This window comes from Salmonella sp. SSDFZ54, assembly GCF_004010735.1.
Lineage (GTDB): Bacteria > Pseudomonadota > Gammaproteobacteria > Enterobacterales > Enterobacteriaceae > Salmonella > Salmonella enterica.
Map to the genome: position 1 here is coordinate 4,410,254 of NZ_CP034819.1, position 25,529 is coordinate 4,435,782.

At 53.3% G+C, this 25,529-nt stretch carries 23 protein-coding genes; 15 read left to right on the forward strand and 8 right to left on the reverse strand.

Features of this window, described 5'->3' with window-relative positions; genetic code table 11:
* The first annotated feature begins 125 nt into the window (after window positions 1-125).
* From ynfE to clcB, 10 genes are all read left to right on the forward strand, one after another.
* Window positions 126-2,564 carry a selenate/tellurate reductase subunit YnfE gene (gene ynfE, locus EOS97_RS21900; RefSeq protein ID WP_001117605.1) on the forward strand — a complete coding sequence of 813 codons (2,439 nt, stop codon included), beginning with the start codon at window positions 126-128 and terminating at the stop codon, window positions 2,562-2,564.
* 98 nt (window positions 2,565-2,662) lie between these two features.
* Entirely contained in the window at window positions 2,663-5,098 is a 2,436-nt protein-coding gene (gene ynfF, locus EOS97_RS21905; RefSeq protein WP_000705275.1) for a selenate/tellurate reductase subunit YnfF, read from the forward strand.
* Between the two features lie 10 nt (window positions 5,099-5,108).
* Window positions 5,109-5,726, forward strand: coding sequence for a dimethylsulfoxide reductase iron-sulfur subunit DmsB (gene dmsB, locus EOS97_RS21910; protein ID WP_000213064.1), 618 nt, complete (start codon window positions 5,109-5,111; stop codon window positions 5,724-5,726).
* Window position 5,727: 1 nt separating this feature from the next.
* The gene (locus EOS97_RS21915) at window positions 5,728-6,585 is read left to right on the forward strand and encodes a dimethyl sulfoxide reductase anchor subunit family protein (RefSeq protein ID WP_000534702.1); all 858 of its coding nucleotides are present in this window, start codon (window positions 5,728-5,730) and stop codon (window positions 6,583-6,585) included.
* A 42-nt stretch (window positions 6,586-6,627) separates the two neighbouring features.
* Complete coding sequence (gene dmsD, locus EOS97_RS21920; protein WP_000206562.1) at window positions 6,628-7,242, forward strand: Tat proofreading chaperone DmsD; 615 nt, start codon at window positions 6,628-6,630, stop codon at window positions 7,240-7,242.
* Between the two features lie 304 nt (window positions 7,243-7,546).
* Entirely contained in the window at window positions 7,547-8,257 is a 711-nt protein-coding gene (gene osmY / locus EOS97_RS21925; RefSeq protein WP_000556892.1) for an osmoprotectant ABC transporter permease OsmY, read from the forward strand.
* 28 nt (window positions 8,258-8,285) lie between these two features.
* Window positions 8,286-9,188 carry an osmoprotectant ABC transporter substrate-binding protein OsmX gene (gene osmX, locus EOS97_RS21930; protein WP_001211193.1) on the forward strand — a complete coding sequence of 301 codons (903 nt, stop codon included), beginning with the start codon at window positions 8,286-8,288 and terminating at the stop codon, window positions 9,186-9,188.
* 9 nt (window positions 9,189-9,197) lie between these two features.
* Window positions 9,198-9,845: an osmoprotectant ABC transporter permease OsmW gene (gene osmW / locus EOS97_RS21935; RefSeq protein ID WP_000379677.1), complete on the forward strand. Its 648-nt coding sequence runs from the start codon at window positions 9,198-9,200 to the stop codon at window positions 9,843-9,845.
* The gene (gene osmV, locus EOS97_RS21940; protein WP_000593093.1) at window positions 9,845-10,993 is read left to right on the forward strand and encodes an osmoprotectant ABC transporter ATP-binding protein OsmV; all 1,149 of its coding nucleotides are present in this window, start codon (window positions 9,845-9,847) and stop codon (window positions 10,991-10,993) included. The genes osmW and osmV overlap by 1 nt, the downstream gene beginning before the upstream one ends.
* 135 nt (window positions 10,994-11,128) lie before the next feature.
* On the forward strand, window positions 11,129-12,418 hold the full coding sequence (gene clcB / locus EOS97_RS21945; protein ID WP_000554911.1) for a voltage-gated ClC-type chloride channel ClcB: 1,290 nt from the start codon (window positions 11,129-11,131) through the stop codon (window positions 12,416-12,418).
* On the opposite strand, the gene bioD is transcribed toward clcB, so the two are convergent.
* From bioD to EOS97_RS21960, 3 genes are all read right to left on the reverse strand, one after another.
* Window positions 12,374-13,069, reverse strand: a complete 696-nt coding sequence (gene bioD, locus EOS97_RS21950; protein ID WP_000919206.1) for a dethiobiotin synthase — start codon at window positions 13,067-13,069, stop codon at window positions 12,374-12,376. The two genes, clcB and bioD, sit on opposite strands and share 45 nt — an antisense overlap.
* A gap of 125 nt (window positions 13,070-13,194) precedes the next feature.
* Complete coding sequence (mlc, locus tag EOS97_RS21955) at window positions 13,195-14,415, reverse strand: sugar metabolism global transcriptional regulator Mlc (RefSeq protein WP_000225093.1); 1,221 nt, start codon at window positions 14,413-14,415, stop codon at window positions 13,195-13,197.
* A gap of 127 nt (window positions 14,416-14,542) precedes the next feature.
* Window positions 14,543-15,442 carry a LysR family transcriptional regulator gene (locus EOS97_RS21960; protein ID WP_001019577.1) on the reverse strand — a complete coding sequence of 300 codons (900 nt, stop codon included), beginning with the start codon at window positions 15,440-15,442 and terminating at the stop codon, window positions 14,543-14,545.
* A gap of 119 nt (window positions 15,443-15,561) precedes the next feature.
* Here EOS97_RS21960 and EOS97_RS21965 point away from each other — a divergent pair, with 119 nt between their 5' ends.
* Window positions 15,562-16,815, forward strand: coding sequence for an MFS transporter (locus EOS97_RS21965; protein WP_000091796.1), 1,254 nt, complete (start codon window positions 15,562-15,564; stop codon window positions 16,813-16,815).
* 66 nt (window positions 16,816-16,881) lie between these two features.
* Here EOS97_RS21965 and EOS97_RS27295 read toward each other — a convergent pair whose 3' ends face one another.
* Window positions 16,882-16,974 (reverse strand): hypothetical protein, encoded by a 93-nt coding sequence (locus tag EOS97_RS27295; RefSeq protein ID WP_001068154.1) that lies wholly within the window; start codon window positions 16,972-16,974, stop codon window positions 16,882-16,884.
* Between the two features lie 235 nt (window positions 16,975-17,209).
* On the opposite strand from EOS97_RS27295, the gene asr reads away from it, so the two are divergent.
* Window positions 17,210-17,458 carry an acid resistance repetitive basic protein Asr gene (gene asr, locus EOS97_RS21970; protein WP_000756314.1) on the forward strand — a complete coding sequence of 83 codons (249 nt, stop codon included), beginning with the start codon at window positions 17,210-17,212 and terminating at the stop codon, window positions 17,456-17,458.
* A 268-nt stretch (window positions 17,459-17,726) separates the two neighbouring features.
* Window positions 17,727-18,548, forward strand: a complete 822-nt coding sequence (locus EOS97_RS21975) for a serine protease (protein WP_000549652.1) — start codon at window positions 17,727-17,729, stop codon at window positions 18,546-18,548.
* Between the two features lie 39 nt (window positions 18,549-18,587).
* On the opposite strand, the gene mdtI is transcribed toward EOS97_RS21975, so the two are convergent.
* Window positions 18,588-18,917 (reverse strand): multidrug/spermidine efflux SMR transporter subunit MdtI, encoded by a 330-nt coding sequence (gene mdtI / locus EOS97_RS21980; RefSeq protein WP_001183821.1) that lies wholly within the window; start codon window positions 18,915-18,917, stop codon window positions 18,588-18,590.
* Window positions 18,904-19,266, reverse strand: coding sequence for a multidrug/spermidine efflux SMR transporter subunit MdtJ (gene mdtJ / locus EOS97_RS21985; RefSeq protein ID WP_000500278.1), 363 nt, complete (start codon window positions 19,264-19,266; stop codon window positions 18,904-18,906). The genes mdtI and mdtJ overlap by 14 nt, the downstream gene beginning before the upstream one ends.
* Window positions 19,267-19,683: 417 nt before the next feature.
* Here mdtJ and EOS97_RS21995 point away from each other — a divergent pair, with 417 nt between their 5' ends.
* Complete coding sequence (locus EOS97_RS21995; RefSeq protein WP_001118268.1) at window positions 19,684-20,718, forward strand: AI-2E family transporter; 1,035 nt, start codon at window positions 19,684-19,686, stop codon at window positions 20,716-20,718.
* 174 nt (window positions 20,719-20,892) lie between these two features.
* On the opposite strand, the gene pntB is transcribed toward EOS97_RS21995, so the two are convergent.
* Together pntB and pntA are read right to left on the reverse strand one after the other, a co-directional pair.
* The gene (gene pntB / locus EOS97_RS22000) at window positions 20,893-22,281 is read right to left on the reverse strand and encodes a Re/Si-specific NAD(P)(+) transhydrogenase subunit beta (RefSeq protein WP_000014056.1); all 1,389 of its coding nucleotides are present in this window, start codon (window positions 22,279-22,281) and stop codon (window positions 20,893-20,895) included.
* Window positions 22,282-22,291: 10 nt separating this feature from the next.
* On the reverse strand, window positions 22,292-23,821 hold the full coding sequence (pntA, locus tag EOS97_RS22005; protein WP_001219354.1) for a Re/Si-specific NAD(P)(+) transhydrogenase subunit alpha: 1,530 nt from the start codon (window positions 23,819-23,821) through the stop codon (window positions 22,292-22,294).
* 526 nt (window positions 23,822-24,347) lie between these two features.
* Between pntA and ydgH the strand changes: the two genes are divergently transcribed.
* Complete coding sequence (ydgH, locus tag EOS97_RS22010) at window positions 24,348-25,292, forward strand: DUF1471 family protein YdgH (RefSeq protein WP_000769294.1); 945 nt, start codon at window positions 24,348-24,350, stop codon at window positions 25,290-25,292.
* Window positions 25,293-25,529: the final 237 nt, after the last annotated feature.

Consider the following 25,529-nt stretch of genomic DNA (forward strand, 5'->3'; position numbering starts at 1 on the left):
CGCTCTTTGACATGGATTAATAATCCTTACTCCCAAAGGGGTAAACTCATTACATCATTAGCATGTTAATAATTTCGTTATAGTTATCAATATATAGCGAAATAATAACGACAATGGAGTGAGTGATGCCCGGAGAAAAGCAACAAACAGGCGTTAGCCGCAGGACGTTAGTGAAATCAGCGGCGCTTGGCTCACTGGCGCTGGCTGCCGGAGGCGTATCTTTACCGTTTGGGATGCGTACCGCGGCCGCAGCGGTGCAGCAGGCTATGCGCAACGAAGAAGATAAAATCGTCTGGGGCGCCTGTTCGGTCAACTGCGGCAGTCGCTGCGCCCTGCGTCTGCATGTAAAAGATAATGAAGTCTGGTGGGTTGAAACTGATAACACTGGCGACGATGTCTACGGCAATCATCAGGTTCGCGCCTGTCTGCGGGGCCGTTCAATCCGTCGGCGCATTAACCATCCGGATCGCCTTAACTATCCCATGAAACGCGTTGGCCGCCGCGGCGAAGGCAAATTTGAACGCATTAGCTGGCAGGAAGCGCTGGACACCATTAGCGCCAGCCTGAAAAAGACCGTAGAGACCTACGGCAATGAAGCCGTTTATATCCACTATTCATCCGGCATCGTAGGCGGCAACATAACCCGCTCGTCGCCTGCCGCCTCGCCGGTGAAGCGTTTGATGAACTGCTACGGCGGTTCGTTGAATCAATACGGCTCATACAGTACCGCGCAAATTTCTTGCGCCATGCCCTACACCTATGGCTCCAACGACGGCAACAGCACGTCTGATATCGAAAACAGTAAACTGGTGGTCATGTTCGGCAATAATCCGGCTGAAACACGCATGAGCGGCGGCGGCATTACCTGGTTTCTGGAGCAAGCGCGTGAACGCTCAAATGCGCGCATGATCGTGATAGATCCGCGCTATACCGATACCGCTGCCGGACGTGAAGACGAGTGGATACCGATTCGCCCCGGCACCGACGCCGCGCTGGTGGCAGGGATTGCCTGGGTATTGATTAACGAAAATCTCGTTGACCAGCCTTTTCTCGACAACTATTGCATCGGCTACGATGAAAAGACCCTTCCGGCTGACGCGCCCCCCAATGGCCATTATAAGGCTTATATTTTGGGCCAGGGCGAGGACGGTATCGCCAAAACGCCGCAGTGGGCATCGCATATTACCGGCATCCCCGCCGATCGGATTATCAAACTGGCGCGCGAGATAGGTAGCGTCAAACCGGCCTACATCTGTCAGGGTTGGGGGCCGCAGCGTCAGGCGAACGGCGAACAAACCGCTCGCGCCATCGCCATGTTACCGATTCTGACCGGCAACGTCGGCATTCATGGCGGTAACAGCGGCGCACGCGAATCTACTTACACCATTACCATTGAACGTCTGCCGGTCCTGGAGAATCCCGTTAAAACCGCCATCTCCTGCTTTAGCTGGACGGACGCCATTGCGCGCGGCCCGGAAATGACCGCCCTGCGCGACGGCGTACGCGGCAAAGATAAGCTGGATGTCCCGATCAAATTTCTATGGAACTACGCTGGCAACACCCTGATTAATCAGCATTCGGATATTAATAAAACCCATGAAATTCTTCAGGATGAAGCGAAATGCGAAATGATTGTGGTCATCGACAATTTTATGACCTCTTCCGCGAAGTACGCCGATATTTTACTGCCGGATCTCATGACCGTCGAACAGGAAGATATCATCCCCAATGATTACGCCGGCAATATGGGATATCTGATTTTTATTCAACCGGCGACGACGCCTAAGTTCGAGCGCAAGCCCATCTACTGGGTACTCAGCGAAATCGCCAGACGCCTCGGCGACGATGTGTATCAGCGGTTTACCGAAGGCCGTACCCAGGCGCAATGGCTGCAATATCTGTACGCCAAAATGCAGGCAAGAGATCCGGCATTGCCCGCGTATGACGAGCTGAAAAAAATGGGCATCTATAAACGTAAAGATCCCAACGGCCACTTTGTCGCCTATAAAAAATTTCGTGAAGATCCGCAGGCCAATCCGTTAAAAACGCCGTCCGGTAAAATCGAAATCTACTCGAGCAAACTCGCTCACATCGCCAGTACCTGGGAACTGGCGGAAGGCGACGTGATAAGCCCACTGCCGATTTATACCCCTACTTTTGAAGGATGGGACGATCCGAAGCGGAGCACCTTCCCGCTACAGCTGTTTGGCTTTCACTATAAATCCCGTACCCATTCAAGCTACGGCAATATTGATGTTCTACAGGCCGCCTGTCGCCAGGAGGTGTGGATAAATCCGCTTGATGCGCAAAAACGCGGTATCGCGAATGGCGATAAGGTTCGCGTCTTTAACGATCGTGGGGAGGTGCGTCTACCCGCCAAAGTCACGCCGCGTATTCTGCCGGGCGTCAGCGCGATGGGTCAGGGCGCATGGCATAATGCGGATATGGCTGGCGATAAAATTGACCACGGCGCCTGCATCAATACGCTCACGACGCTGCGTCCTTCCCCCCTGGCAAAAGGGAATCCTCAACATACAAATCTGGTGGAAATCGAAAAAATCTAAGCCGCCTGCTCCGGGACGTTTTTACGCGCCCGGAGCTCCCCGTTTTGCGAACACAACAACATTTAAAACTCTTTTTTGGATGAGCATAGTGAGCTGTTATGAAAATCACCAACCCTGAGGCATTAATGGCGGCCAGTATCAGCCGACGAAGCCTGGTGAAAACCTCCGCTATCGGTAGCCTTGCGCTTGCCAGTAGCGCTTTCACCCTTCCGTTCTCCCGCATCGCCCACGCCGCAGCAGACCTCGCATCTGGCAATGTGGCAGAAAAAGCGGTCTGGAGTTCATGTACCGTTAACTGCGGCAGCCGCTGCCTGCTGCGCCTGCACGTAAAAGATGACACCGTATATTGGGTTGAGTCGGATACCACGGGCAACGATGAATATGGCAACCATCAGGTACGCGCCTGCCTGCGCGGTCGTTCTATTCGTCGTCGGATGAATCATCCCGATCGCCTGAAATATCCGATGAAACGCGTTGGTAAACGAGGAGAAGGCAAATTCGAACGTATCAGTTGGGATGAAGCGTTGGATACCATCGGCGATAACCTGAAACGTATCCTCAAGGACTACGGCAACGAAGCGGTACATGTCCTTTACGGTACCGGCGTGGACGGCGGCAATATTACCAATTCTAACGTACCGTATCGCCTGATGAACGCCTGCGGCGGCTATCTCAGCCGTTACGGTAGCTACAGCACCGCCCAAATCAGCGCGGCCATGAGCTATATGTTCGGCGGCAACGACGGCAACAGTCCGGATGATATCGCCAATACAAAACTGGTGGTGATGTTTGGCAATAACCCCGCGGAAACACGTATGAGCGGCGGCGGCGTGACATACTATGTCGAACAGGCGCGCGAACGCTCCAACGCCCGGATGATCGTGATTGACCCGCGTTATAACGACACTGCCGCCGGCCGCGAAGACGAGTGGCTGCCGATTCGCCCTGGTACCGATGGCGCGCTGGCGGCGGCAATCGCCTGGGTGCTGATTACCGAAGATCTTATTGATAAACCGTTTCTGGATAAATACTGCATCGGCTACGACGAAACCACTCTGCCCGCCTCGGCCCCGCGTAACGCGCACTATAAAGCCTATATTTTGGGTCAGGGCGACGACGGTATCGCCAAAACGCCGCAATGGGCCGCGCAGATTACCAGTATTCCGGCGGAAAAAATCATTCAACTGGCGCGGGAAATCGGCTCGGCGAAACCGGCTTACATTTGCCAGGGCTGGGGACCGCAACGCCACTCTAACGGGGAGCAGACCGCACGCGCAATCGCCATGCTGTCTGTACTCACCGGTAACGTCGGCATAAATGGCGGTAATTCCGGCGTGCGCGAAGGCACCTGGGATCTGGGCGTCGAATGGTTTTCTATGCTGGAGAACCCGGTAAAAACCCAGATTTCGGTCTTTACCTGGACCGACGCTATCGATCATGGCGCGGAAATGACCGCCACACGCGACGGCGTGCGGGGAAAAGACAAGCTCGACGTGCCGATCAAATTTTTGTGGTGCTACGCCAGTAATACGCTGATCAATCAGCATGGCGACATCGCCCACACCCACGAGGTGCTTCAGGACGACAGTAAATGTGAAATGATCGTCGGCATCGAGCACTTTATGACCGCGTCGGCAAAATATTGCGACATTCTGCTGCCTGATTTAATGCCGACCGAGCAGGAAGATCTGATTTCCCACGAATCCGCAGGCAATATGGGCTATGTCATTCTTGGTCAGCCCGCCACCTCGCCGAAATTTGAAAGAAAGCCCATTTACTGGACGCTCAGTGAAGTGGCTAAACGGCTTGGTCCGGACGTATACCAGACCTTCACAGAAGGCCGCACGCAGCATGAGTGGGTCAAATACCTGCACGCAAAAACCAAAGCGCGTAACCCGGAAATGCCGGATTACGAAGAGATGAAACAGACAGGAATTTTCAAGAAAAAATGCCCGGAGGAGCACTACGTCGCTTTCCGCGCCTTCCGCGAAGACCCTGCCGCCAACCCACTGAAAACGCCGTCCGGTAAAATCGAAATCTATTCCGAGCGTCTGGCAACCCTCGCCAACACGTGGGAGCTGAAGAAAGATGAGATTATCCATCCTTTACCCGCCTATACGCCAGGCTTTGACGGTTGGGACGATCCGCTTCGTCAGCGCTACCCGCTACAGCTAACCGGCTTCCACTATAAAGCGCGTACCCACTCCAGCTACGGCAATATCGACGTCCTGCAACAGGCATGTCCGCAGGAGATCTGGATCAACCCGATTGATGCGCAAGCGCGCGGCATTCAGCACGGCGACACCGTGCGGATCTTTAACCAGAATGGAGAGATGCTCATTCCGGCAAAAGTCACGCCGCGCATATTGCCTGGCGTCACCGCTATCGGCCAGGGCGCCTGGTTAAATGCCGACATGTTTGGCGACAAAATCGATCGCGGCGGCTCCATTAACATTCTGACGTCGCACCGGCCTTCCCCACTGGCGAAAGGTAATCCGTCACACAGTAATCTTGTTCAGGTTGAAAAGGCGTAAGGAGTAACCGATGACAACCCAGTATGGATTTTTTATTGATTCCAGCCGTTGCACCGGTTGCAAAACCTGCGAACTGGCCTGCAAGGACTACAAAGATCTCACTCCCGACGTCAGCTTCCGCCGCATTTATGAGTATGCGGGCGGTGACTGGCAGGAAGATAACGGCGTCTGGCACCAGAACGTCTTTGCCTATTATCTCTCCATTTCATGCAACCACTGCGAAGACCCGGCCTGTACCAAAGTCTGCCCGAGCGGCGCGATGCACAAGCGCGATGACGGTTTTGTGGTGGTGAACGAAGAGGTCTGTATCGGCTGCCGCTACTGCCACATGGCCTGCCCGTACGGCGCGCCGCAGTACAACGCGGCCAAAGGTCATATGACCAAGTGCGACGGCTGTTATGACCGGGTCGCTGACGGCAAAAAGCCTATCTGCGTGGAATCCTGCCCGCTGCGGGCGCTGGATTTCGGCCCGATAGACGAACTGCGCAAAAAACACGGTGAGCTGGCTGCCGTCGCGCCGCTGCCGCGCGCGCATTTCACGAAGCCGAATATTGTGATTAAACCCAACGCCAACAGCCGCCCGACCGGGGACACCACCGGTTATCTGGCCAATCCGAAGGAGGTATAAGATGGGAAGTGGATGGCATGAATGGCCGTTGATGATCTTCACGGTCTTTGGTCAGTGCGTGGTCGGCGCGTTAATCGTTAGCGGACTGGGCTGGCTGACGGCAAAAGACGATACCATCGCCCGTCAGCGCATCGTGCGTAGCATGTTTTTTCTGTGGCTGGTGATGGGACTGGGATTCCTCGCGTCGATTATGCATCTCGGCTCGCCGATGCGCGCGTTTAACTCGCTTAACCGCGTAGGCGCTTCCGCACTGAGTAATGAAATCGCCGCAGGATCGGTGTTCTTTGCCGTAGGCGGCATCTGGTGGCTGGTGGCGGTACTCGGTAAAATGCCCCCGGTGCTGGGTAAAGTGTGGCTGCTGATCAGTATGGCGCTCGGCGTTGCATTCATCTGGGCAATGACGCTCGTTTATCAGATAGATACCGTGCCAACCTGGTATAATGGCTACACCACGCTGGCCTTTTTCCTCACGGCATTCCTGTGCGGCCCGGTGTTTGCGGCGTTACTGCTACGCATCGCGCGCGTCCCATTTTGCAGCGTGACGTTTGCCAGTATTAGCGGCCTGGCATTGGTGGTGTGCGTGACGGTCATCGTACTACAAGGACTGTCTCTCTCAACCATTCACAGTTCCGTGCAACAGGCCAGCCATCTCGTACCGGATTACGGTATGCTACAGGTCTGGCGCATTGTCTTGCTTGCTGCCGGATTAGGCTGCTGGCTATGTCCGCTAATCCGTCGCCGCGAACCGCATACCGTTGGTTTGCTGCTCGGTGTCGTGCTGGTGCTGGCAGGCGAAATTATTGGCCGCGGACTTTTTTATGGCCTGCATATGACCGTAGGTATGGCCGTCGCAGGTTAATTTATGCGTGCGGGGCGACCCGCACCTTTCGGGATTGTTTGAATGACCACTTTTTTACAACGTGATGATTTTGCAGTAACGGCGCGTGTTCTCGGCGCGTTGTTTTATTATTCGCCGGAAAGCCACGAAACCGCTCCTCTGGTCCAGGCGCTATTAAACGACGACTGGCAGGCGCAGTGGCCGCTTGATGCCGAGGCGCTTGCGCCTGTAGCGGCTATGTTTAAGACCCACAGCGAAGAGTCGTTGCCACAGGCCTGGCAGCGTCTGTTTATCGGCCCTTACGCTCTGCCGTCTCCGCCGTGGGGTTCCGTGTGGCTGGATCGTGAGAGCGTATTATTTGGCGATTCTACGCTGGCGCTACGTCAGTGGATGCGCGAAAACGGGATTCAGTTTGAAATGCAGCAAAACGAGCCAGAAGATCATTTTGGGTCGCTGTTGCTGCTGGCGGCCTGGCTTGCCGAGAATGGCCGTCATCATGAATGCGAACAACTCCTGGCCTGGCATCTGTTTCCGTGGTCGTCCCGCTTTCTGGACGTATTTATCGATCATGCCGGGCATCCGTTTTATCAGGCGTTGGGACAACTGGCGCGTCTGACGCTGGCGCAATGGCAAGCTCAACTCATTATTCCCGTCGCTGTAAAACCGTTATTCCGTTAATCCCCACAAAAGGCAGGATTTTACCTGCCTTTTCTCCCATTGCGGCCTATTTTTATCTATAAAAAGTGACAACGTCACATCACGCTTCTATTTTTAAGATAATTCTTTATCGTGAATGTTCACGCTAAGCCGCATAAGGGCAAAACATAATTGTTAATAGATGTTTAACAGTGTTAAACATCACGCTCCGCTGGAATCCTTCCCAACCTGTTGCTATAGCTCAAAGTACCCTGCCGGAACATGGCATAACAACACGCGACTTTTAACGTCGCCATAACACATGCAAACAGGGAGACACACCGCAATGCACACCCACACCCTAAAACGCGTACTTGGGTTCACTATCGTCATTCCGCTGTTACTGGCGCTGTTTATCTGGGGAATCGGTCTGGAGACGCTGAAAGCGCGTCAGGTCGATCTGCTGTATCTCGGACAACGGCATTTGATGCTGGTATTTACGTCCATGTTTTTTGCTTTACTGGTCGGTATCCCGAGTGGGATTTTACTCAGCCGTCCTGCGGCAAAAGGATTTGCTGAATATGTCATGCAAATCTTTAATGTTGGTAATACCTTGCCGCCGCTGGCCGTCCTGGCCTTAGCGATGGTGATTATCGGGATCGGCGATACGCCCGCCATTGTCGCGCTATTTCTGGCCTCCCTTCTGCCTATCGTCCGCAATACCTATGCGGGCCTCTGTTCCGTTCCCGCCTCACTGATTGAAGCGGCGAACGGGATTGGGATGACAAAATGGCAGCGGCTTCGTCAGGTAGAGCTACCTAATGCGTGGCCAGTGATGCTGTCCGGTATTCGCATCGCGACCGCCATCAATGTCGGCACCGCGCCGCTGGCCTTTCTGATCGGCGCCAGCAGCTACGGCGAGCTGATTTTCCCGGGAATTTATCTCAACGATTTTCCGACGTTGATTCTCGGCGCAACGGCCACGGCGTTATTCGCGCTGATTCTTGACACTCTGCTTGCCTGGTTTGGGCGACGCCTTAGCCCTCATACCGTCTGAACGCATAAATAACAATAAGGAGCGTTAAATGAGATTCAAAAAACACCTGTTGGGATGGCTTGCCGCAACGCTGTTGTTCAGTAGCCAGACGCAGGCCGCGCCGCTGGTTCTCGCTACCAAAAGCTTTACCGAGCAGCATATTCTTTCCGCTATGACCGTTCAGTATTTGCAGAAAAAAGGCTTTCAGGTTCAGCCGCAAACCAATATCGCCGCGGTGATTTCACGTAATGCGATGGTGAATAAACAAATTGATATTACCTGGGAATACACCGGTACATCGCTGATTATTTTCAACCGTATCGATAAGCGCATGAGTCCACAGGAAACCTACGACACGGTAAAACGCCTGGATGCGAAGCTGGGCCTGGTATGGCTCAAACCGGCTGACATGAACAATACTTACGCGTTCGCGATGCAGCGCAAACGCGCCGAGTCGGAAAATATCACCACCATCTCGCAAATGGTGGCAAAAATCGAACAGGTCCGGCAGAACGATCCTGACCACAACTGGATGCTCGGCCTCGATCTGGAATTTGCCGGGCGCAGCGACGGAATGAAGCCCCTTCAGCAAGCCTACCAGATGCAGCTTGATCGCCCGCAAATACGACAGATGGACCCAGGGCTGGTCTATAACGCCGTTCGGGATGGGCTGGTTGACGCCGGGCTGGTCTATACCACCGACGGACGGGTGAAAGGGTTTGATCTGAAAGTGCTGGAAGATGATAAAGGCTTCTTCCCAAGTTACGCTGTCACGCCCGTAGTGCGTAAAGAGGTGCTGGAAGCCAATCCTGGCCTTGATGACGCCTTAAACACCCTTTCCGGCCTGCTCAATAACGATGTGATATCGACCCTAAACGCCCAGGTCGATATCGAGCATCGCACGCCGCAACAGGTAGCCCATCAATTTTTGCAGGACAAAGGTCTGCTGTAAGGAGCGCCTATGGATACGATACATTATATGCTGGATAACGCAGGCTATCTCGCCAGCCTTACCTTTCAGCATCTCTGGCTGGTCGCGCTGGCCGTCGGTCTGGCGATTATCATCGGCGTACCGTTAGGCGTTTTGATTGTACGCCACAAATGGCTGGCAACGCCGGTACTGGGCGCCGCCACGCTACTTCTTACCATTCCGTCTATCGCGCTGTTTGGATTAATGATCCCGCTCTTTTCGCTGATCGGACATGGTATTGGCGTTCTGCCCGCCGTGACGGCTGTTTTTCTCTACTCTTTACTGCCGATTGTCCGTAATACCCATACTGCGCTTGATAGTTTGCCGCCCGGTCTGCGTGAAGCGGGACGCGGCATCGGTATGACTTTCTGGCAACGGCTGCGCTGGGTCGAAATCCCAATGGCCCTACCGGTTATTTTCGGGGGTATCCGCACCGCGGTAGTGATGAATATCGGCGTGATGGCGATTGCCGCGGTGATCGGCGCTGGCGGTCTGGGGCTGCTACTGTTAAACGGCATTAGCGGCAGCGATATTCGCATGTTAATTGCCGGCGCGCTGATGATCTGTCTACTGGCGATTGTGCTTGACTGGCTGTTGCATCGTCTGCAAGTCGTACTGACACCTAAGGGGATACGATAATGATAAAACTGGAAAATCTCACCAAACAATTTGTACAGAAAAAGGGTCAGCCGCTAAAAGCCGTCGACAACGTCAACCTGAACGTGCCGGAAGGCGAAATGTGCGTCTTACTCGGTCCCTCCGGCTGCGGCAAAACCACCACGTTAAAGATGATCAACCGGCTGATCGCGCCCAGCAGCGGTAATATTCTTATCAACGGCGAGAATACCAACGATATGGATACGGTAACGCTACGCCGCAATATTGGGTATGTTATCCAGCAGATCGGCCTGTTTCCTAATATGACGATTGAAGAAAATATTACCGTTGTGCCGCGCATGTTGGGTTGGGACAAAGCGCGCTGCAAGCAACGCGCCGAAGAGTTGATGGACATGGTGGCGCTGGATGCCAGAAAATTTCTGCATCGCTATCCAAAGGAGATGTCCGGGGGACAGCAACAGCGTATTGGCGTGATCCGCGCTCTGGCCGCCGATCCGCCGGTACTGCTGATGGATGAGCCCTTCGGCGCGGTGGACCCCATTAACCGCGAAGTGATCCAGAACCAGTTTCTGGATATGCAGCGTAAGCTAAAAAAGACCGTAATGCTGGTCAGCCATGATATCGACGAAGCGCTAAAGCTCGGCGACCGTATCGCCGTGTTCCGTCAGGGGCGAATTGTACAGTGCGCCAGTCCTGATGAACTGCTGGCCAAACCGGCTAACGAGTTTGTCGGGTCGTTTGTCGGTCAGGACAGAACGTTAAAGCGTTTGCTACTGGTCTCCGCAGGCGATGTGACCGACCAACAGCCAACCATTACCGCGCGGCCTTCCACGCCGCTAAGCGAGGCGTTCGGCATTATGGATGATCACGATATTCGCGCCATTACCGTCATTGACAACGACGGTAAGCCACTGGGATTTGTGAAGCGCCGGGAAGCGCGGAACGCCAGCGGAATCTGCGCCGATATCACCCATCCTTTCCGTATTACGGGCAAAGCGGAAGATAATCTGCGTATTGTGCTGTCCAGATTGTACGAAAGTAATACTAGCTGGATGCCGATCGTTGATGAAGACGGACGCTATAACGGTGAAATCTCTCAGGATTACATCGCCGACTATCTCAGCTCAGGCCGCACGCGTCGGGCGCTAAATATTCACGAAAGCAGCTAACGTTGCCGCCGGATGGCCTCTCGCTATCCGGCAGTATCATTATTGTACGCAATATTATATCGCACATAGTGCTTTTGCGTCTGACGCCATTTCCCCGCAGAATAGGCTATCCTGAAACTCCCTGTTTACCCGCTCATGCATCGTTTACACGCTTACCCGGATCTGCGCGCGATGTTTCGTCGCCTGCTGATCGCTACGCTCATTGGTATTCTCGCGGCGCTGGCTGTCGCCGCCTTCCGTCATGCGATGCAATTGCTGGAGTGGATTTTCCTGAGTAATGACACTGGCAGTCTGGTGAATGCGGCTGAGGGGCTTTCGCCCTGGCGACGGCTGATTACGCCAGCGCTTGGCGGCCTGGCCGCTGGTCTGTTGCTGTGGGGGTGGCAAAAAATGAACCAACAGCGCCCCCATGCGCCCACTGACTATATGGAAGCATTGCAAACCGACGGGCAATTTGACGTTGGCGCCAGTCTGGTGAAATCGCTGGCCTCGCTGCTGGTCGTGGTCAGCGGCAGCGCAATTGGTCGCGAAGGCGCAATGATCCTCCTCGCCGCGCTGGCGGCATCCAGCTTTGCCCGACGCTTCACGCCGCGTGAGGAATGGAAATTATGGATCGCCAGCGGCGCCGCTGCGGGCATGGCGGGCGCTTACCATGCGCCGCTGGCGGGCAGCCTGTTTATCGCGGAGATCCTGTTCGGTACCTTAATGCTGGCTTCCCTCGGCCCGGTTGTCGTTTCCGCCGTCGTCGCCCTGCTAACCACCCATGTATTAAACGGTAGCGATTCACTACTCTATACCGTACATCTGACCGTTGATCTCCACGCGCGGGAGTACGTCATGATAGTCAGTACCGGCCTGGTCGCCGGTCTGTGCGGCCCATTGCTGATGTGGCTGATGACGGCCAGTCATAATAGTTTCTTACGTTTAAAACTGTCCCCGCCCTGGCAACTGGCGTTGGGCGGGCTTATTGTCGGATTACTGTCGTTACTCACGCCCACGGTATGGGGAAACGGCTATAGCGTCGTACAATCATTTTTGCTCTCTCCGCCGCTATTCTCGCTGATTGGCGGAATTTTTGTGTGCAAAATCCTGGCGGTGCTCGCCAGCAGCGGGTCTGGCGCGCCGGGCGGCGTCTTTACGCCAACATTATTTGTCGGATTATCCATTGGAATGTTTCTGGGTCGGATATGGGGATTCTGGCTGCCAGGCTCGGATGAAATAGCAATTTTATTGGGGCTGGCGGGTATGGCGACGCTACTGGCGGCGACAACCCATGCGCCGATAATGTCCACCCTGATGATTTGTGAAATGACCGGCGAGTATCAGTTACTCCCCGGTCTGCTGATTGCCTGTGTAGTCGCGTCAGTGCTCTCGCGAACGTTACGCCATGATTCTATCTACCGCCAGCACGCTGCCGAGCATTGATAAACGAATATACTGCCCCAGCTCACGCTGCTCGGCGCGCGGCAGGTACGGTAACTCGCCAATCAGCGGCGCTGGCAGTTTTTTCCCAAGCACATCAATAATTTCAGCATAATGCGCCAGGCCAGGATTGATACGATTCGCCACCCAACCAATTAATGGCAGTCCATCGTTAGCGACAGCTTGCGCAGTCAGTAGCGCATGATTAATGCACCCCTCCTGAATCCCTACCACCATCAATACCGGTAACTGTTCCTGTACCACCCATTCGGACAATGGACGTAAATCATTCATCAAACTACGCCAGCCGCCAGTACCCTCCACAACCACGTGGTCCACTTTATCGCTCAGGCTCGCCAGACCGTTGGACAGCAAGGTGTAATTTATAGGACAGCTATGCGCGACGCTGCTTTCTTCTTCGCTTAACGCGATCGGATTAATCGCCTCATACGGCAACTCCAGCGAAGAGACGCTTTGCAATACCAGCGCGTCTTTGTTGCGCATCCCTTCTGCAGTCTCTTTGCTCCCTTTAGCGACAGGTTTATACCCTGCAACGCTCTTACCACCCGACGCTAACGCTTGTAGTAATGCGCGGGAAACCACCGTCTTCCCAACAGAAGTGTCTGTACCTGTAATAAAGAAACGCTTCAGCATCACTAACTCCACCGTTATGCTTCGAAAATATAAGCCAGGAAAATAATACAGTGGAGAAAGTCTAAGATATGGCAAGGGCAATCAGCTTGAGTTAGCGCAAATTTTTGTACAACAGTTAAAAAATGTTAACCCTGTAATAGACGAATCAACAAAGAGCCGTTATACATCGCGTCTTTTACCAACGCCGCCCCGGCCATCGTGCCCTGGTTGGTAAACTGCGTGCTTTCCACTACCGTATTCCTACTGTAGGCGGGCAGCGCCTGCTGACGGATACTGTCAGCAATGGCCGGAAAAAGGATATCAGCCGCTTTACTTAGCGGCGAACCAATAAGAATTTTTTGCGGATTAAATAAATTCACCATGATAGCCAGAATGCGTCCGACATGCGCGCCAACGCCGCTAATAATATCTTTTGCTAATAGATCTCCCTGCATCGCCGCCTGACACAGTGAATCTACCGTTAACGGCTGGCCGTGCAACATTGAACTCATCGACTGATTAAGCCGAAGCTGCGTAAGTTCCAGCACGCTATCGACGCTGGCGATGGTCTCCAGACAGCCATGATTACCGCAATAACAGCGCTTACCATAAGGATCGACCTGGGTATGCCCAATCTCTACCAGACTGCTACTGCCCGCATGAAGCAAATGACCGTCGGTGATAACGCCCGCCCCCACATTATGATCAATCACCACCTGGATAACGTCGCGCGCGCCGCGTGAGGCGCCAAAAAGCGCCTCTGCCATCGTCCAGGCGCTAATATCATGCTGAATGTAAACCGGTACGCCGGTGTGCCGCTCCAGCGCATCTCCCAAAGGCATCTCTTTGACATCTTCGTAATACGGCATCCGGTGCACAACGCCGTTTTCGGTATCGATAATGCCCGGTAACGTAATGGCAATGGAGGTCAGACGCTCCAGTTTCTGCTGATGGCGGGTAAAAAACCGATCAACGTGCGTAATAATTCGCTCAAGCAACGGCGTGGCTTCGTTTAGCGGCAGCGGCAGACACTCTTCTACCACCAGTTTGCTGCTAAGATCGCGCAGCGCAAGGAAAATTTCGCCACGGCTAATACGAATAGATAAATAGTGCCAGGCTTCCGTTTCCACCATCAGCCCGACGGCGGGACGTCCGCGACTGCCCGCCTCTTTAATTTCAAGTTCCTGAACCAAATGCGCTTCCAGCATTTCGCGAACAATTTTCGTAATACTGGCAGGCGCCAACTGCGCCAGACGAGACAGGTCAATTCGCGATACCGGTCCGAGCTGATCAATCAGGCGATACACTGCGCCAGCATTGGTCTGCTTAATTTGATCGATATGCCCAGGCTGACTATCAGCAACCACCGCTCACTCCCTTTATTTTCGCGCTCCGAAATAATCTGTGTGCTATGGTGAAACACTTCAATACTCGCCGTCAACTTTTTGCTTAGCCGTGTGATTAACTGCACATTTTCACCCTTTTTAAGCGTAATTAATCCCGTCGGGCAGCCAGTAATAGCAGTTGGCAAAACCGCTGTACGGCGTGACTCTGTTCATGATGCTTCGGCCATACCAGCCACATTTCAGATACGGCGTCCTCTTCTGCCAGGGGAACCCAGCGCATCTCACTCATCTGTACGCGCTTAAAGGATGCCGGCAGAATCGAGACGCCCAGTCCCGCCGCCACCAGACCGATAATGGTCATTGCCTCGCCTACCTCCTGCGTGATGGTCGGCGACAGGTTATAGCGCCGCATCAGGCCGAGAATATCGTCGTAGAGGCCCGTCCCGACATGCGGATCGAAAAAGACGAAAGGTTCTTCCGCCAGTTCTGTCAGACTGACGACCGGCTTTTGCGCCAGCCGATGTTCGCGCGGGATCATGGCCATAAGCGGCTCATGCAAAATCACCTCGCGATTAAGTGTGTCGGGCAGCGGCGTATTCCGCAGCAAGCCAATATCCAGTACGCCTTCGTTGAGCGGCGCGATTTGCTCACGCGTATTCATTTCACGCGTTTGCATATGCACTCCCGGATAGGACTGGCGGAACAGCGAAAAGGTATGCGATACCGCCCGAATAAAAGGCGCTGAAGACGTAAAGCCAATACGGATTTCTCCCGCTTCGCCCTGATGCAACCGCTCGGCGCGAGCGGCGGCGTCGTTTACCAGACTCAGGATGTGTCGGCTATCCACCAGAAACTGTCGCCCGGCGGCGGTTAACGCTACGCTGCGGTTGGTCCGCGCCAGTAATCGCGCGCCGACCTGCTGCTCCAGAATTTGTATCTGCTGACTGAGCGGCGGCTGCGAGATATTGAGGCGCGCGGCGGCGCGACCAAAATGCAGCTCTTCTGCTACCGCCACAAAGTAACGTAAATGACGTAATTCGATATTCATATTTTTAACGTCTTATTTGAGACAATTAATATATTAGACAGAATATTTTGTTTTTTCTATGCTTTACATGTCGGTTATACCCGTCTCCTGTTGACGGAGATGTAAAGCAAGGATTTAACGTGAGTCGTACAACTATTCTCGATGACGCCACGGCGAGCGATATCGATGAACAACGCCATTCTCAGCCGGTTCAATTTATTAAACGCGGTACAGCGCCTTTCATGCGCGTCACGCTGGCCCTTTTTTCCGCGGGCCTGGCGACTTTCGCGCTCCTTTATTGCGTTCAGCCTATACTACCGGTACTTTCCCAGGAGTTTGGCGTCTCCCCCGCCAGCAGCAGCGTTTCACTTTCTATTTCTACCGCCATGCTGGCTATCGGCTTACTTTTTACCGGCCCGCTTTCTGATGCGATAGGCCGTAAACCGGTGATGGTCACCGCCTTGTTATTAGCCTCCTGCTGCACATTGTTATCAACCATGATGACCAGCTGGCATGGTATTCTGATTATGCGCGCGCTGATCGGTCTGTCGTTAAGCGGCGTCGCCGCGGTGGGAATGACCTACCTGAGTGAAGAAATCCATCCCAGCTTTGTCGCTTTCTCTATGGGGCTTTATATTAGCGGTAATTCCATCGGCGGAATGAGCGGGCGTTTATTAAGCGGCGTCATGACCGACTTTTTTAACTGGCGCATCGCGCTGGCGGCCATCGGATGCTTTGCGCTTGCGTCCGCGCTGATGTTCTGGAAGATTTTACCCGCCTCGCAACATTTCCGTCCCACGTCGCTACGGCCTAAAACGCTATTTATTAATTTTCGTCTCCACTGGCGCGATCGGGGGTTACCTCTGCTGTTTGCGGAAGGTTTTTTACTGATGGGCGCGTTCGTCACCCTGTTTAACTACATTGGCTATCGCCTGATGCTCTCCCCCTGGGAATTAAGCCAGGCCGTGGTCGGACTGTTATCCGTAGCCTATCTCACCGGCACATGGAGCTCGCCGAAAGCTGGCGCAATGACCTCACGCTATGGCCGGGGGCCGGTGATGCTGTTCTCTACCGCAGTAATGCTGGGTGGGCTTTTACTGACGCTTTTTACCTCGCTTTGGCTGATTTTTGCCGGGATGCTGCTTTTTTCCGCCGGCTTTTTCGCCGCGCACTCCGTGGCCAGTAGTTGGATTGGCCCGCGTGCGCGCCGGGCGAAGGGACAGGCCTCGTCACTTTATCTTTTCAGCTATTATCTGGGGTCCAGTATCGCCGGGACGCTAGGCGGCGTATTCTGGCATAGTTACGGCTGGAACGGCGTAGGTGGTTTTATCGCGCTAATGCTGGTGCTGGCCATCCTGGTCGGGACGCGGTTACATCATCGTCTTCACGCCTGAAAAGAAATAATCCGGCGATAGCAACGTGCGCTATCGCCGGGCTGGTTTCACGCCACGACTCACTGTTCACCATAGACCTGTCAGGCTTGATACGCCCATAACTTCTCTGATTGCATCCAGCGCCAGAAGCGTAAATACCACCCAGATTATCGGATTCATATACGGTGTGCCTGTTATTCTGGAGGGCGGATATTACCGACTCTGCGACCAAAAATAACGGCCGGTAACGTAAAGCTACCTATTATGGTGGGGGCTTACATCGCGTTACCGGGGGATTGTACATAGCGTTACATGCCGAAACCAATCACTCACGGAAGCCTTTTGATAACAGCGATATAGTCATTTCACCGGCCCCGCAGTGGGGTTGAATGAAAACCAAATCGAGGGTATCAAAATGAAAAAAGTATTAGCTCTGGTTGTTGCCGCTGCAATGGGTCTCTCTTCCGCAGCATTCGCGGCTGAGACTGCAACGCCTGCGAAAACCGCAGCGCCTGCCAAAACAACCCAGACCACCCAGCACCACAAAAAACAGCATAAAAAAACCGTTGAGCAAAAAGCGCAGGCAGCTAAAAAGCACCAGAAAAAAGGTGGTAAAGCGCCAGCCAAAACCACGTCAAAACCAACTACTCAACCGGCTGCGTAAGTCGTAACATGCTGCGGCGCGCCCCCGCGCCCGTTTTTACGGCGCTAAATTGTTCTGGTTTAGCGCCGCCTTCCGGGAGGGCAAAAAAGTGTCTCGCTACCGCTTTGAGCTCATTCTTATCGTGCTTATTTTATGCGCCGTTATTGCCACGCATTTCTATCTTTCCTGAGTGTAGTTATCTGATTTTACTCCCACTTTCTTACCGTCACGTCTATAGTAGTACTGAGGGTTTGTTGTTAATAATCATAATTACCCACCAGAGTGTGATATGCATAAAACCATTGCTGTATTACTGGGCATAGTGTGTTTTTTACCGGTTATGGCGAAAGCCAGGGGGACTGAAACAGACGCCACGGATGCCAGCGACGTCAAAACGCTTTTTTTTAACCATGACGATCGGGTGCCCGTCGCCGATCCTACCCAATCGCCGTGGGATGCCATCGGGCAACTAGAGACCGCCAGCGGTAATTTGTGTACGGCAACGCTTATCTCCCCGCATATCGCCCTGACAGCAGGTCACTGCCTGCTAACGCCACCGAAAGGAAAACCAGACAAGGCGGTTGCGCTGCGTTTTGTGGCGCGAAAAGGAGTATGGCGCTATGAAATCCACGGCATTGAAGGCCGCGTTGAACCGTCGCTGGGCCGACGTCTGAAAGCGGATGGCGATGGCTGGATTGTGCCGCCTGCCGCGGCAAGCTGGGATTTTGGTCTGGTAATATTGCGCTACCCACCTTCCGGTATCACGCCAGTGCCTTTATTTACCGGCGATAAAGCGGCGCTCACTGCGGCGTTGAAAGCCGCAGACCGAAAAGTCACGCAGTCTGGTTATCCGGAAGATCATCTGAATGCGCTCTATTCCCATCAGGATTGCGTCGTGACCGGCTGGGCGCAGAATGCCGTACTCTCACACCAGTGCGACACGTTACCTGGCGACAGCGGCTCGCCGCTCTTATTGCACACGGATAGCGGATGGCAGCTCATTGGCGTACAAAGCTCCGCCCCTGCGGCTAAAGATCGCTGGCGCGCCGATAACCGCGCTATATCCGTCACCGGCTTTCGCGATAAGCTGAAAGCTCTGGCGCAGGATTAATGCGGGAATCGCTGCCTGAACCGACAGGCAGCGATCGTCTCAGGCAAATTTGATCATGACCATTCCGGCGAGCAGCAATATCACGCCAACCCAGCCTTTGGGGTTTAAGCGCTGGCCGAAGAGCACCCAGCCCGCCGCCAGCGTGGCGGCAATACCAAAACCGCCCCATAGCGCATACGCCACCGACAGGTCTATCCCTTTTACCGCCTGGGAAAGCGCGCTGAAGGCGGCCAGAACAGCGGCAAGCGATAAGATGCCATAGCATTTACGGCGAAAGCCGTCCGAAAATTTCAACAGTACGTTAGCCGCGATTTCCAGCATTATTGCCAGCCCAAGCCAGGCGCCGTGTATCCATTCAAATTGTTGCACGAGTCGCCTCCTTCACCGGTTTGCCGGGTTTACGCGTCCCTGATTTGATCAATACGATGCCAGCGACCAGCGTCAGCAAGCCGGCTATCTTCATGGTTGATAATGCTTCATCAAATAGCAGCACGCTAAAAATGGTAATAAATAAAATGCCGATCCCTTCCCATAAGGCATACGCTACACCCAGGGCAATCTTTTTTACCGCAAAAGAAAGAAATATATATGACAGCGTGATCATCACCAGCATTAAAATAAAACCCGCATTGCCATTACCCACGCTAGCCCATTTCATTGAGAGCGTGCCGGTAATTTCAGTCGCGATAGCCAGAGCTAATAAAATCCAGTAAAACATGACACTTCTCCTGCATGAGAATATACTCTTTCGAGTCTGCTGCACGCAGCAAACTAAAAAATAAAATCAGTTAGCACAGCGCATTGCGCCAGCTCAGGCAGAAGTGAGAGACTAAAGTGCGTTACGCCAGTGCTGCTCGCCGATAAGCAGGAAAAAGGAGGTAGAGTGAAGATGCGTTTGCGTGGAGAAAAAAGCGCTGAACATATTGTCCATAATATTACAATTATCCGCAGTGTTGCTTCTCGTCATCGCGGATGATAATTGTCCTCGGTAGTTGAACACGCCTGATTTGTATCATAAGCCAGGAATTAACTCAAAATATTTTCACTTCTTTACCTGAAGTGTTTGATTTTAACCAGAACAGGTCGACCGACATCACATTATTATTCGTGTCGGCATCAGAAAACAGGGACTGATATGGCAAAACCGATCATCACGCTCAATGGTCTAAAAATCGTCATTATGCTGGGAATGCTGGTGGTTATTCTGAGCGGTATCCGCTTCGCCGCAGATATCATTGTTCCCTTTATTTTGGCGTTATTTATTGCAGTCGTTCTCAATCCCGTTGTGCAACGGATGACCCGATGCCGAATTCCGCGCGTTATCGCCGTATCATTGCTCATTGTGATTATTGTTATGTTAATGGTACTGCTACTGGCCTATTTGGGGACATCATTAAATGAACTGGCTCGTACCCTACCGCAATATCGCTCCTCATTGGTGATACCGTTGCAACGTATTGAACCGTGGTTGCAGCGAGCTGGCATTGGCGTGTCGGTTGATGAGCTGGCGAAATATATCGATCCAAACGCCGCCATGACTCTGGTAACGAACCTGCTCACCCAACTGTCCAATGCCATGTCATCCATCTTTTTATTGCTATTGACCGTGGTATTTATGCTGCTGGAGGTTCCACAACTGCCTGAAAAACTGCAGCAGATGATGAGCCGCCCGGTAGAAGGTATGGCGGCAATTCAACGCGCGCTTGATAGCGTTTCCCATTATCTGGTGTTAAAAACAGCGATCAGTATCGTGACGGGGCTGGTCGCATGGGGAATGCTGGCCGCGCTGGATGTCCGCTTCGCCTTTGTCTGGGGTCTACTGGCCTTCGCGCTGAACTATATTCCTAATATTGGATCGGTGCTCGCTGCCCTGCCACCCATTATTCAGGTGCTGGTATTTAACGGGTTTTATGATGCGCTGCTGGTGCTGGCAGGCTATCTGCTGATTAATCTGGTCTTCGGCAATATCCTTGAGCCACGAATCATGGGACGTGGTTTAGGCCTTTCAACCTTAGTGGTATTTTTGTCGTTAATTTTCTGGGGCTGGTTATTAGGTCCGGTGGGCATGTTGCTCTCCGTTCCGTTAACCATCATTGTCAAAATCGCCCTCGAACAGACCACCGGCGGGCAGAGTATCGCCGTTCTGCTTAGCGATTTAAACAAAAGATAAAATGCAATACATACACAAAATCATTCAAGATGCCTCGCGGCGGCAAGGGAAGAAATCCCCGGGAGCATAGATAACGATGTGACCGGGGTTTCTGAGCGCAGCCAACAAAGAGGCAGCGTAAAGGATGAAGTGTATAAAAACGGCCTCCGAAGAGGCCGCCGCACGTTTAAAAGATTAAAGCGCTTTCAGAATCGCATCCACGCTGGCTTTGGCATCGCCAAACAGCATTTGCGTATTCTCTTTAAAGAACAGCGGGTTCTGCACACCAGCATAACCGGTATTCATTGAACGCTTAAAGACCACGACATTCTGTGCTTTCCACACTTCGAGAACCGGCATACCGGCGATCGGGCTGCGGGGATCGTCTTGCGCCGCCGGGTTCACCGTATCGTTCGCGCCAATCACCAGCACGGTATCGGTATCGGCGAAATCATCATTGATCTCGTCCATCTCCAGCACGATGTCATAAGGCACTTTCGCCTCCGCCAACAGCACGTTCATATGCCCCGGCAGGCGACCCGCCACCGGATGAATGCCGAAACGCACGTTGATCCCGCGCGCGCGCAGTTTTTCGGTGATTTCCGCCACCGGATACTGCGCCTGCGCTACCGCCATCCCATACCCCGGCGTAATAATGACGGAGTGGGAGTTTTTCAGCATCTCAGCGGTCTCTTCCGCCGTGATTTCGCGATGTTCGCCAGCTTCCTGATCGTCGCCCGTTGAGGAGCCGTCAGTACCGAACCCACCAGCAATAACGCTGATGAAAGAGCGGTTCATCGCTTTACACATAATGTAAGACAGGATCGCGCCTGACGAACCGACCAGCGCGCCGGTCACAATCAGCAAATCGTTGCTCAACATGAAGCCAGCCGCCGCGGCAGCCCAACCGGAATAGGAGTTCAGCATTGAAACAACCACCGGCATGTCCGCCCCGCCGATAGAAGCGACCAGATGCCAACCAAACGCCAGCGCGATAATGGTCATCAGCAGTAGCGCCAGAACCTGTAGACCCACGCTTTCGGTACGGACAAAAACCAGCAGCAACAGGAAAGAAACAACCAGCGCCGCCAGGTTCATTTTGTGACGGTTAGGCAACATCAACGGCTTAGAAGAGATTTTGCCGCGCAGTTTACCAAACGCTACGATCGATCCAGTGAAAGTGACTGCGCCAATAAAGATACCGAGGAAGACTTCGGTCAGATGAATATTCACCAGCACCGGTGCCAGACTGGCGTCATGGTACAGATAGCTGTTAAAGCCAACCAGTACCGCCGCCAGGCCCACGAAACTGTGCAGAATCGCGACCAGCTCCGGCATCTCGGTCATCTCAACTTTTTTCGCCATGCGGATGCCAATCGCGCCGCCAATAATCATGGCGACCAGAATCCATGCCACGTTGCCGGTATCCGGCCCGAAAATGGTCGCCAGCAACGCGATCGCCATCCCGGCAATACCGAAGTTATTCCCCTGGCGGGACGTTTCATGCTTTGAAAGCCCGGCAAGACTGAAAATAAACAGGATCGCGGCAACAATGTATGCAGCTGTAACTAATCCTCCAGACATGTGTTACCCCTTAGTTTTTCCGGAACATTTTCAGCATACGCTGAGTCACGGTGAAGCCACCGAAAATATTAATGCTGGCGATAAGCACCGCGATAAAGCTCAGGAAGCTGACCCAGCCGCCCTGACCAATTTGCAATAATGCCCCGACAACAATAATCCCTGAAATTGCGTTGGTCACCGACATTAATGGCGTATGAAGCGCATGAGACACGTTCCACACCACGTAATAACCAACCACGCAGGCGAGCGCAAACACGGTAAAATGGCCGAGGAACTCCTTTGGCGCGACATCGGCCAGCCAGCCAAAAAGAATGATCGCCAGCGCCATTAACGCATACTTCCGCCAGGGTGAAGCGGGCTTTTCCGGCTCTTTTGGCGCAGGTGCTGCTTTAGGCGCGGCCTGTGGCTGCGCGGAAACCTGGATTGGCGGCGCAGGCCAGGTAATGTCGCCGTCGCGAATCACCGTCACGCCACGGATCACGACATCGTCAAAATCCACGTCAATATTGCCGTCTTTCTCTTTGCACAGCAGCTTCAGCAGGTTAACCAGGTTGGTGCCATAAAGCTGGGATGACTGCGTCGGCAAACGCCCCGGTAGATCGGTGTAGCCAATCACTTTTACGCCATTGTCCGTCGTCACAACCTGATTGGCGACGGTATATTCGCAGTTACCGCCATTCTGCGCGGCCAGGTCGACAATCACGCTGCCAGCCTTCATAGAATCGACCATATCGCGGGTAATCAGCTTCGGCGCTGGTTTGCCCGGAATCAACGCGGTGGTAACGATGATATCGACCTCTTTGGCCTGGGCGGCAAAGAGCGCCATTTCCGCTTTGATAAACGCCTCGGACATCACTTTGGCGTAACCATCGCCGCTACCGGCTTCCTCTTTAAAATCCAGTTCGAGGAACTCAGCCCCCATACTCTGGACCTGCTCTTTGACTTCAGGACGAGTGTCAAACGCGCGGACAATCGCCCCCAGGCTGTTTGCCGCGCCGATAGCCGCAAGACCGGCAACGCCCGCGCCAATCACCATCACCTTCGCCGGCGGCACTTTCCCGGCGGCGGTGATTTGGCCGGTAAAGAAGCGCCCAAATTCATGCGCGGCCTCTACAATGGCGCGATAACCCGCGATATTCGCCATTGAGCTTAACGCGTCGAGCGACTGCGCGCGGGAAATACGCGGCACGGAGTCCATCGCCATCACCGTAACCTTACGTTCGGCAAGTTTCTCCATTAACCCAGGATTTTGCGCAGGCCAGATAAAACTGACCAGCGTAGTTCCGGGGTTCAGTAAAGCGATTTCATCTTCTTCAGGCGCATTAACCTTGAGAATAATTTCCGACTGCCAGATAGCATTGCCGTCTACAATATCCGCGCCAGCCTGCGCAAACGCTTTGTCGTCAAAACTTGCCAGTTGACCCGCCCCGCTTTCGATAGCGACGCTAAACCCCAGCTTCAGTAGCTGCTCTACCGTTTTCGGCGTCGCAGCGACACGGGTTTCATTGGGTAACCGCTCTTTTGGTATGCCAATTCGCATAAATGTTCCCTTCCATCGGTATTTTTGATGATGGTTTGTCAGTAAGCGCGAGAAGCGTACGCCTGCCCGCGTTTGAGGTAAATGTTACCCCAGCAGAATAAAACCGTTACAAACTCTCTATAACCTACTGAAAATAACGCCTGTGATCTAGCGCCAAAAAACAGAATTTTTTATCAAATTTGCAAAACATGAACGATTCAGCCACTAAGCAGCCATAATGCCTTGAAAATGGCCTGCGAGGGCTGATAATTCGCTCAAATTTGACAGCAAAACATCATTAAACCTCTGCCAGGATCAAGAAATTAACATTAAATTAACTTATTAAATTTATGCGCTTCATTAGCTTAGCCGCCCGGACGCCGTTTTTTTCGACATATCGGTAAATGTTATCATCAAAGATAGGATACATGACACGATGCGTGAAAAATCCCGCAGACATCCATATGGTTTAAATGCAATAATCAGCCACGTTTCTAGTCAATAACAATACCAGTACCTGGTTTGCGCAAGGCGAAGGATTATTTTTATGAAGCTTAAGAACACTCTCCTGGCGTCGGCTCTGCTTTCTGCGGCTGCTTTTTCTGTCCATGCAGCAACAGAACTGACGCCGGAGCAAGCGGCTGCACTAAAACCTTATGACCGCATCGTTATTACCGGTCGTTTTAATGCTATTGGCGATGCGGTCTCCGCCGTGTCCCGCCGCGCAGATAAAGAAGGCGCAGCCTCCTTCTATGTTGTCGACACCTCGGAGTTCGGCAACAGTGGTAACTGGCGTGTTGTGGCGGACGTGTATAAAGCCGACGCGCCGAAAGCCGACGCGCCCAAAAATCGTGTCATTAATGGCATCGTGGAATTACCGAAAGACCAGGCCGTACAATTAGAACCGTATGACACCGTCACCGTTCAGGGCTTCTACCGTAGCCAGCCGGAAGTTAACGATGCCATTACGAAAGCGGCGAAACAAAAAGGCGCATACGCTTTCTATATTGTTCGTCAGATAGATGCGAATCAGGGCGGAAACCAGCGCATCACTGCATTTATCTATAAACAAGATGCGAAAAAACGCATCGTCCAGAGCCCGGACGCTATTCCGGCAGACTCTGAAGCTGGCCGCGCCGCGCTGGCTCAGGGCGGCGAAGCTGCGAAGAAAGTCGAAATTCCAGGCGTCGCCACGTCAGCCTCGCCGAGCGCCGAAGTAGGCCGTTTCTTCGAAACGCAATCCTCCAAAGGCGGGCGTTACACTGTCACACTACCGGATGGCACAAAAGTTGAGGAGCTGAATAAAGCGACGGCTGCGATGATGGTGCCTTTCGACAGCGTTAAGTTCACCGGCAACTACGGCAATATGACAGAAATCTCCTATCAGGTCGCCAAACGCGCGGCGAAGAAAGGCGCTAAGTATTATCATATTACGCGTCAGTGGCAGGAGCGCGGCAATAACATCACCATCAGCGCCGACCTCTATAAATAAGGCGCGCGTCGCCATCAGGCTTTCTCGCCGGATGGCGGCATACCTGCCTTATCAGGCCTACACGATCGTTCAACGGTAGGCCTGATAAGCCGCCATCCGGCACTTTCTCGCGGGATGCCAGTTCCGTCAAATATCGCGATGAATCTCACTTTTCGCTTTTTTGGCGATAAATCTTATCCAGGCCGTTGCATGCGGTCCCTTCTCTCCGTAAAATCCCGCGCCTTAGTGGCTTTCACC

Excerpts from the sequence above, each read along its gene's own strand:
- ynfE (WP_001117605.1), top strand. The coding sequence starts at position 126 with ATGCCCGGAGAAAAGCAACAAACAGGCGTTAGCCGCAGGACGTTAGTG.
- ynfF (WP_000705275.1), top strand. The coding sequence starts at position 2,663 with ATGAAAATCACCAACCCTGAGGCATTAATGGCGGCCAGTATCAGCCGA.
- dmsB (WP_000213064.1), top strand. The coding sequence starts at position 5,109 with ATGACAACCCAGTATGGATTTTTTATTGATTCCAGCCGTTGCACCGGT.
- EOS97_RS21915 (WP_000534702.1), top strand. The coding sequence starts at position 5,728 with ATGGGAAGTGGATGGCATGAATGGCCGTTGATGATCTTCACGGTCTTT.
- dmsD (WP_000206562.1), top strand. The coding sequence starts at position 6,628 with ATGACCACTTTTTTACAACGTGATGATTTTGCAGTAACGGCGCGTGTT.
- osmY (WP_000556892.1), top strand. The coding sequence starts at position 7,547 with ATGCACACCCACACCCTAAAACGCGTACTTGGGTTCACTATCGTCATT.
- osmX (WP_001211193.1), top strand. The coding sequence starts at position 8,286 with ATGAGATTCAAAAAACACCTGTTGGGATGGCTTGCCGCAACGCTGTTG.
- osmW (WP_000379677.1), top strand. The coding sequence starts at position 9,198 with ATGGATACGATACATTATATGCTGGATAACGCAGGCTATCTCGCCAGC.
- osmV (WP_000593093.1), top strand. The coding sequence starts at position 9,845 with ATGATAAAACTGGAAAATCTCACCAAACAATTTGTACAGAAAAAGGGT.
- clcB (WP_000554911.1), top strand. The coding sequence starts at position 11,129 with ATGCATCGTTTACACGCTTACCCGGATCTGCGCGCGATGTTTCGTCGC.
- bioD (WP_000919206.1), bottom strand. The coding sequence starts at position 13,069 with ATGCTGAAGCGTTTCTTTATTACAGGTACAGACACTTCTGTTGGGAAG.
- EOS97_RS21960 (WP_001019577.1), bottom strand. The coding sequence starts at position 15,442 with ATGAATATCGAATTACGTCATTTACGTTACTTTGTGGCGGTAGCAGAA.
- EOS97_RS27295 (WP_001068154.1), bottom strand. The coding sequence starts at position 16,974 with ATGAATCCGATAATCTGGGTGGTATTTACGCTTCTGGCGCTGGATGCA.
- asr (WP_000756314.1), top strand. The coding sequence starts at position 17,210 with ATGAAAAAAGTATTAGCTCTGGTTGTTGCCGCTGCAATGGGTCTCTCT.
- EOS97_RS21975 (WP_000549652.1), top strand. The coding sequence starts at position 17,727 with ATGCATAAAACCATTGCTGTATTACTGGGCATAGTGTGTTTTTTACCG.
- mdtJ (WP_000500278.1), bottom strand. The coding sequence starts at position 19,266 with ATGTTTTACTGGATTTTATTAGCTCTGGCTATCGCGACTGAAATTACC.
- EOS97_RS21995 (WP_001118268.1), top strand. The coding sequence starts at position 19,684 with ATGGCAAAACCGATCATCACGCTCAATGGTCTAAAAATCGTCATTATG.
- pntB (WP_000014056.1), bottom strand. The coding sequence starts at position 22,281 with ATGTCTGGAGGATTAGTTACAGCTGCATACATTGTTGCCGCGATCCTG.
- pntA (WP_001219354.1), bottom strand. The coding sequence starts at position 23,821 with ATGCGAATTGGCATACCAAAAGAGCGGTTACCCAATGAAACCCGTGTC.
- ydgH (WP_000769294.1), top strand. The coding sequence starts at position 24,348 with ATGAAGCTTAAGAACACTCTCCTGGCGTCGGCTCTGCTTTCTGCGGCT.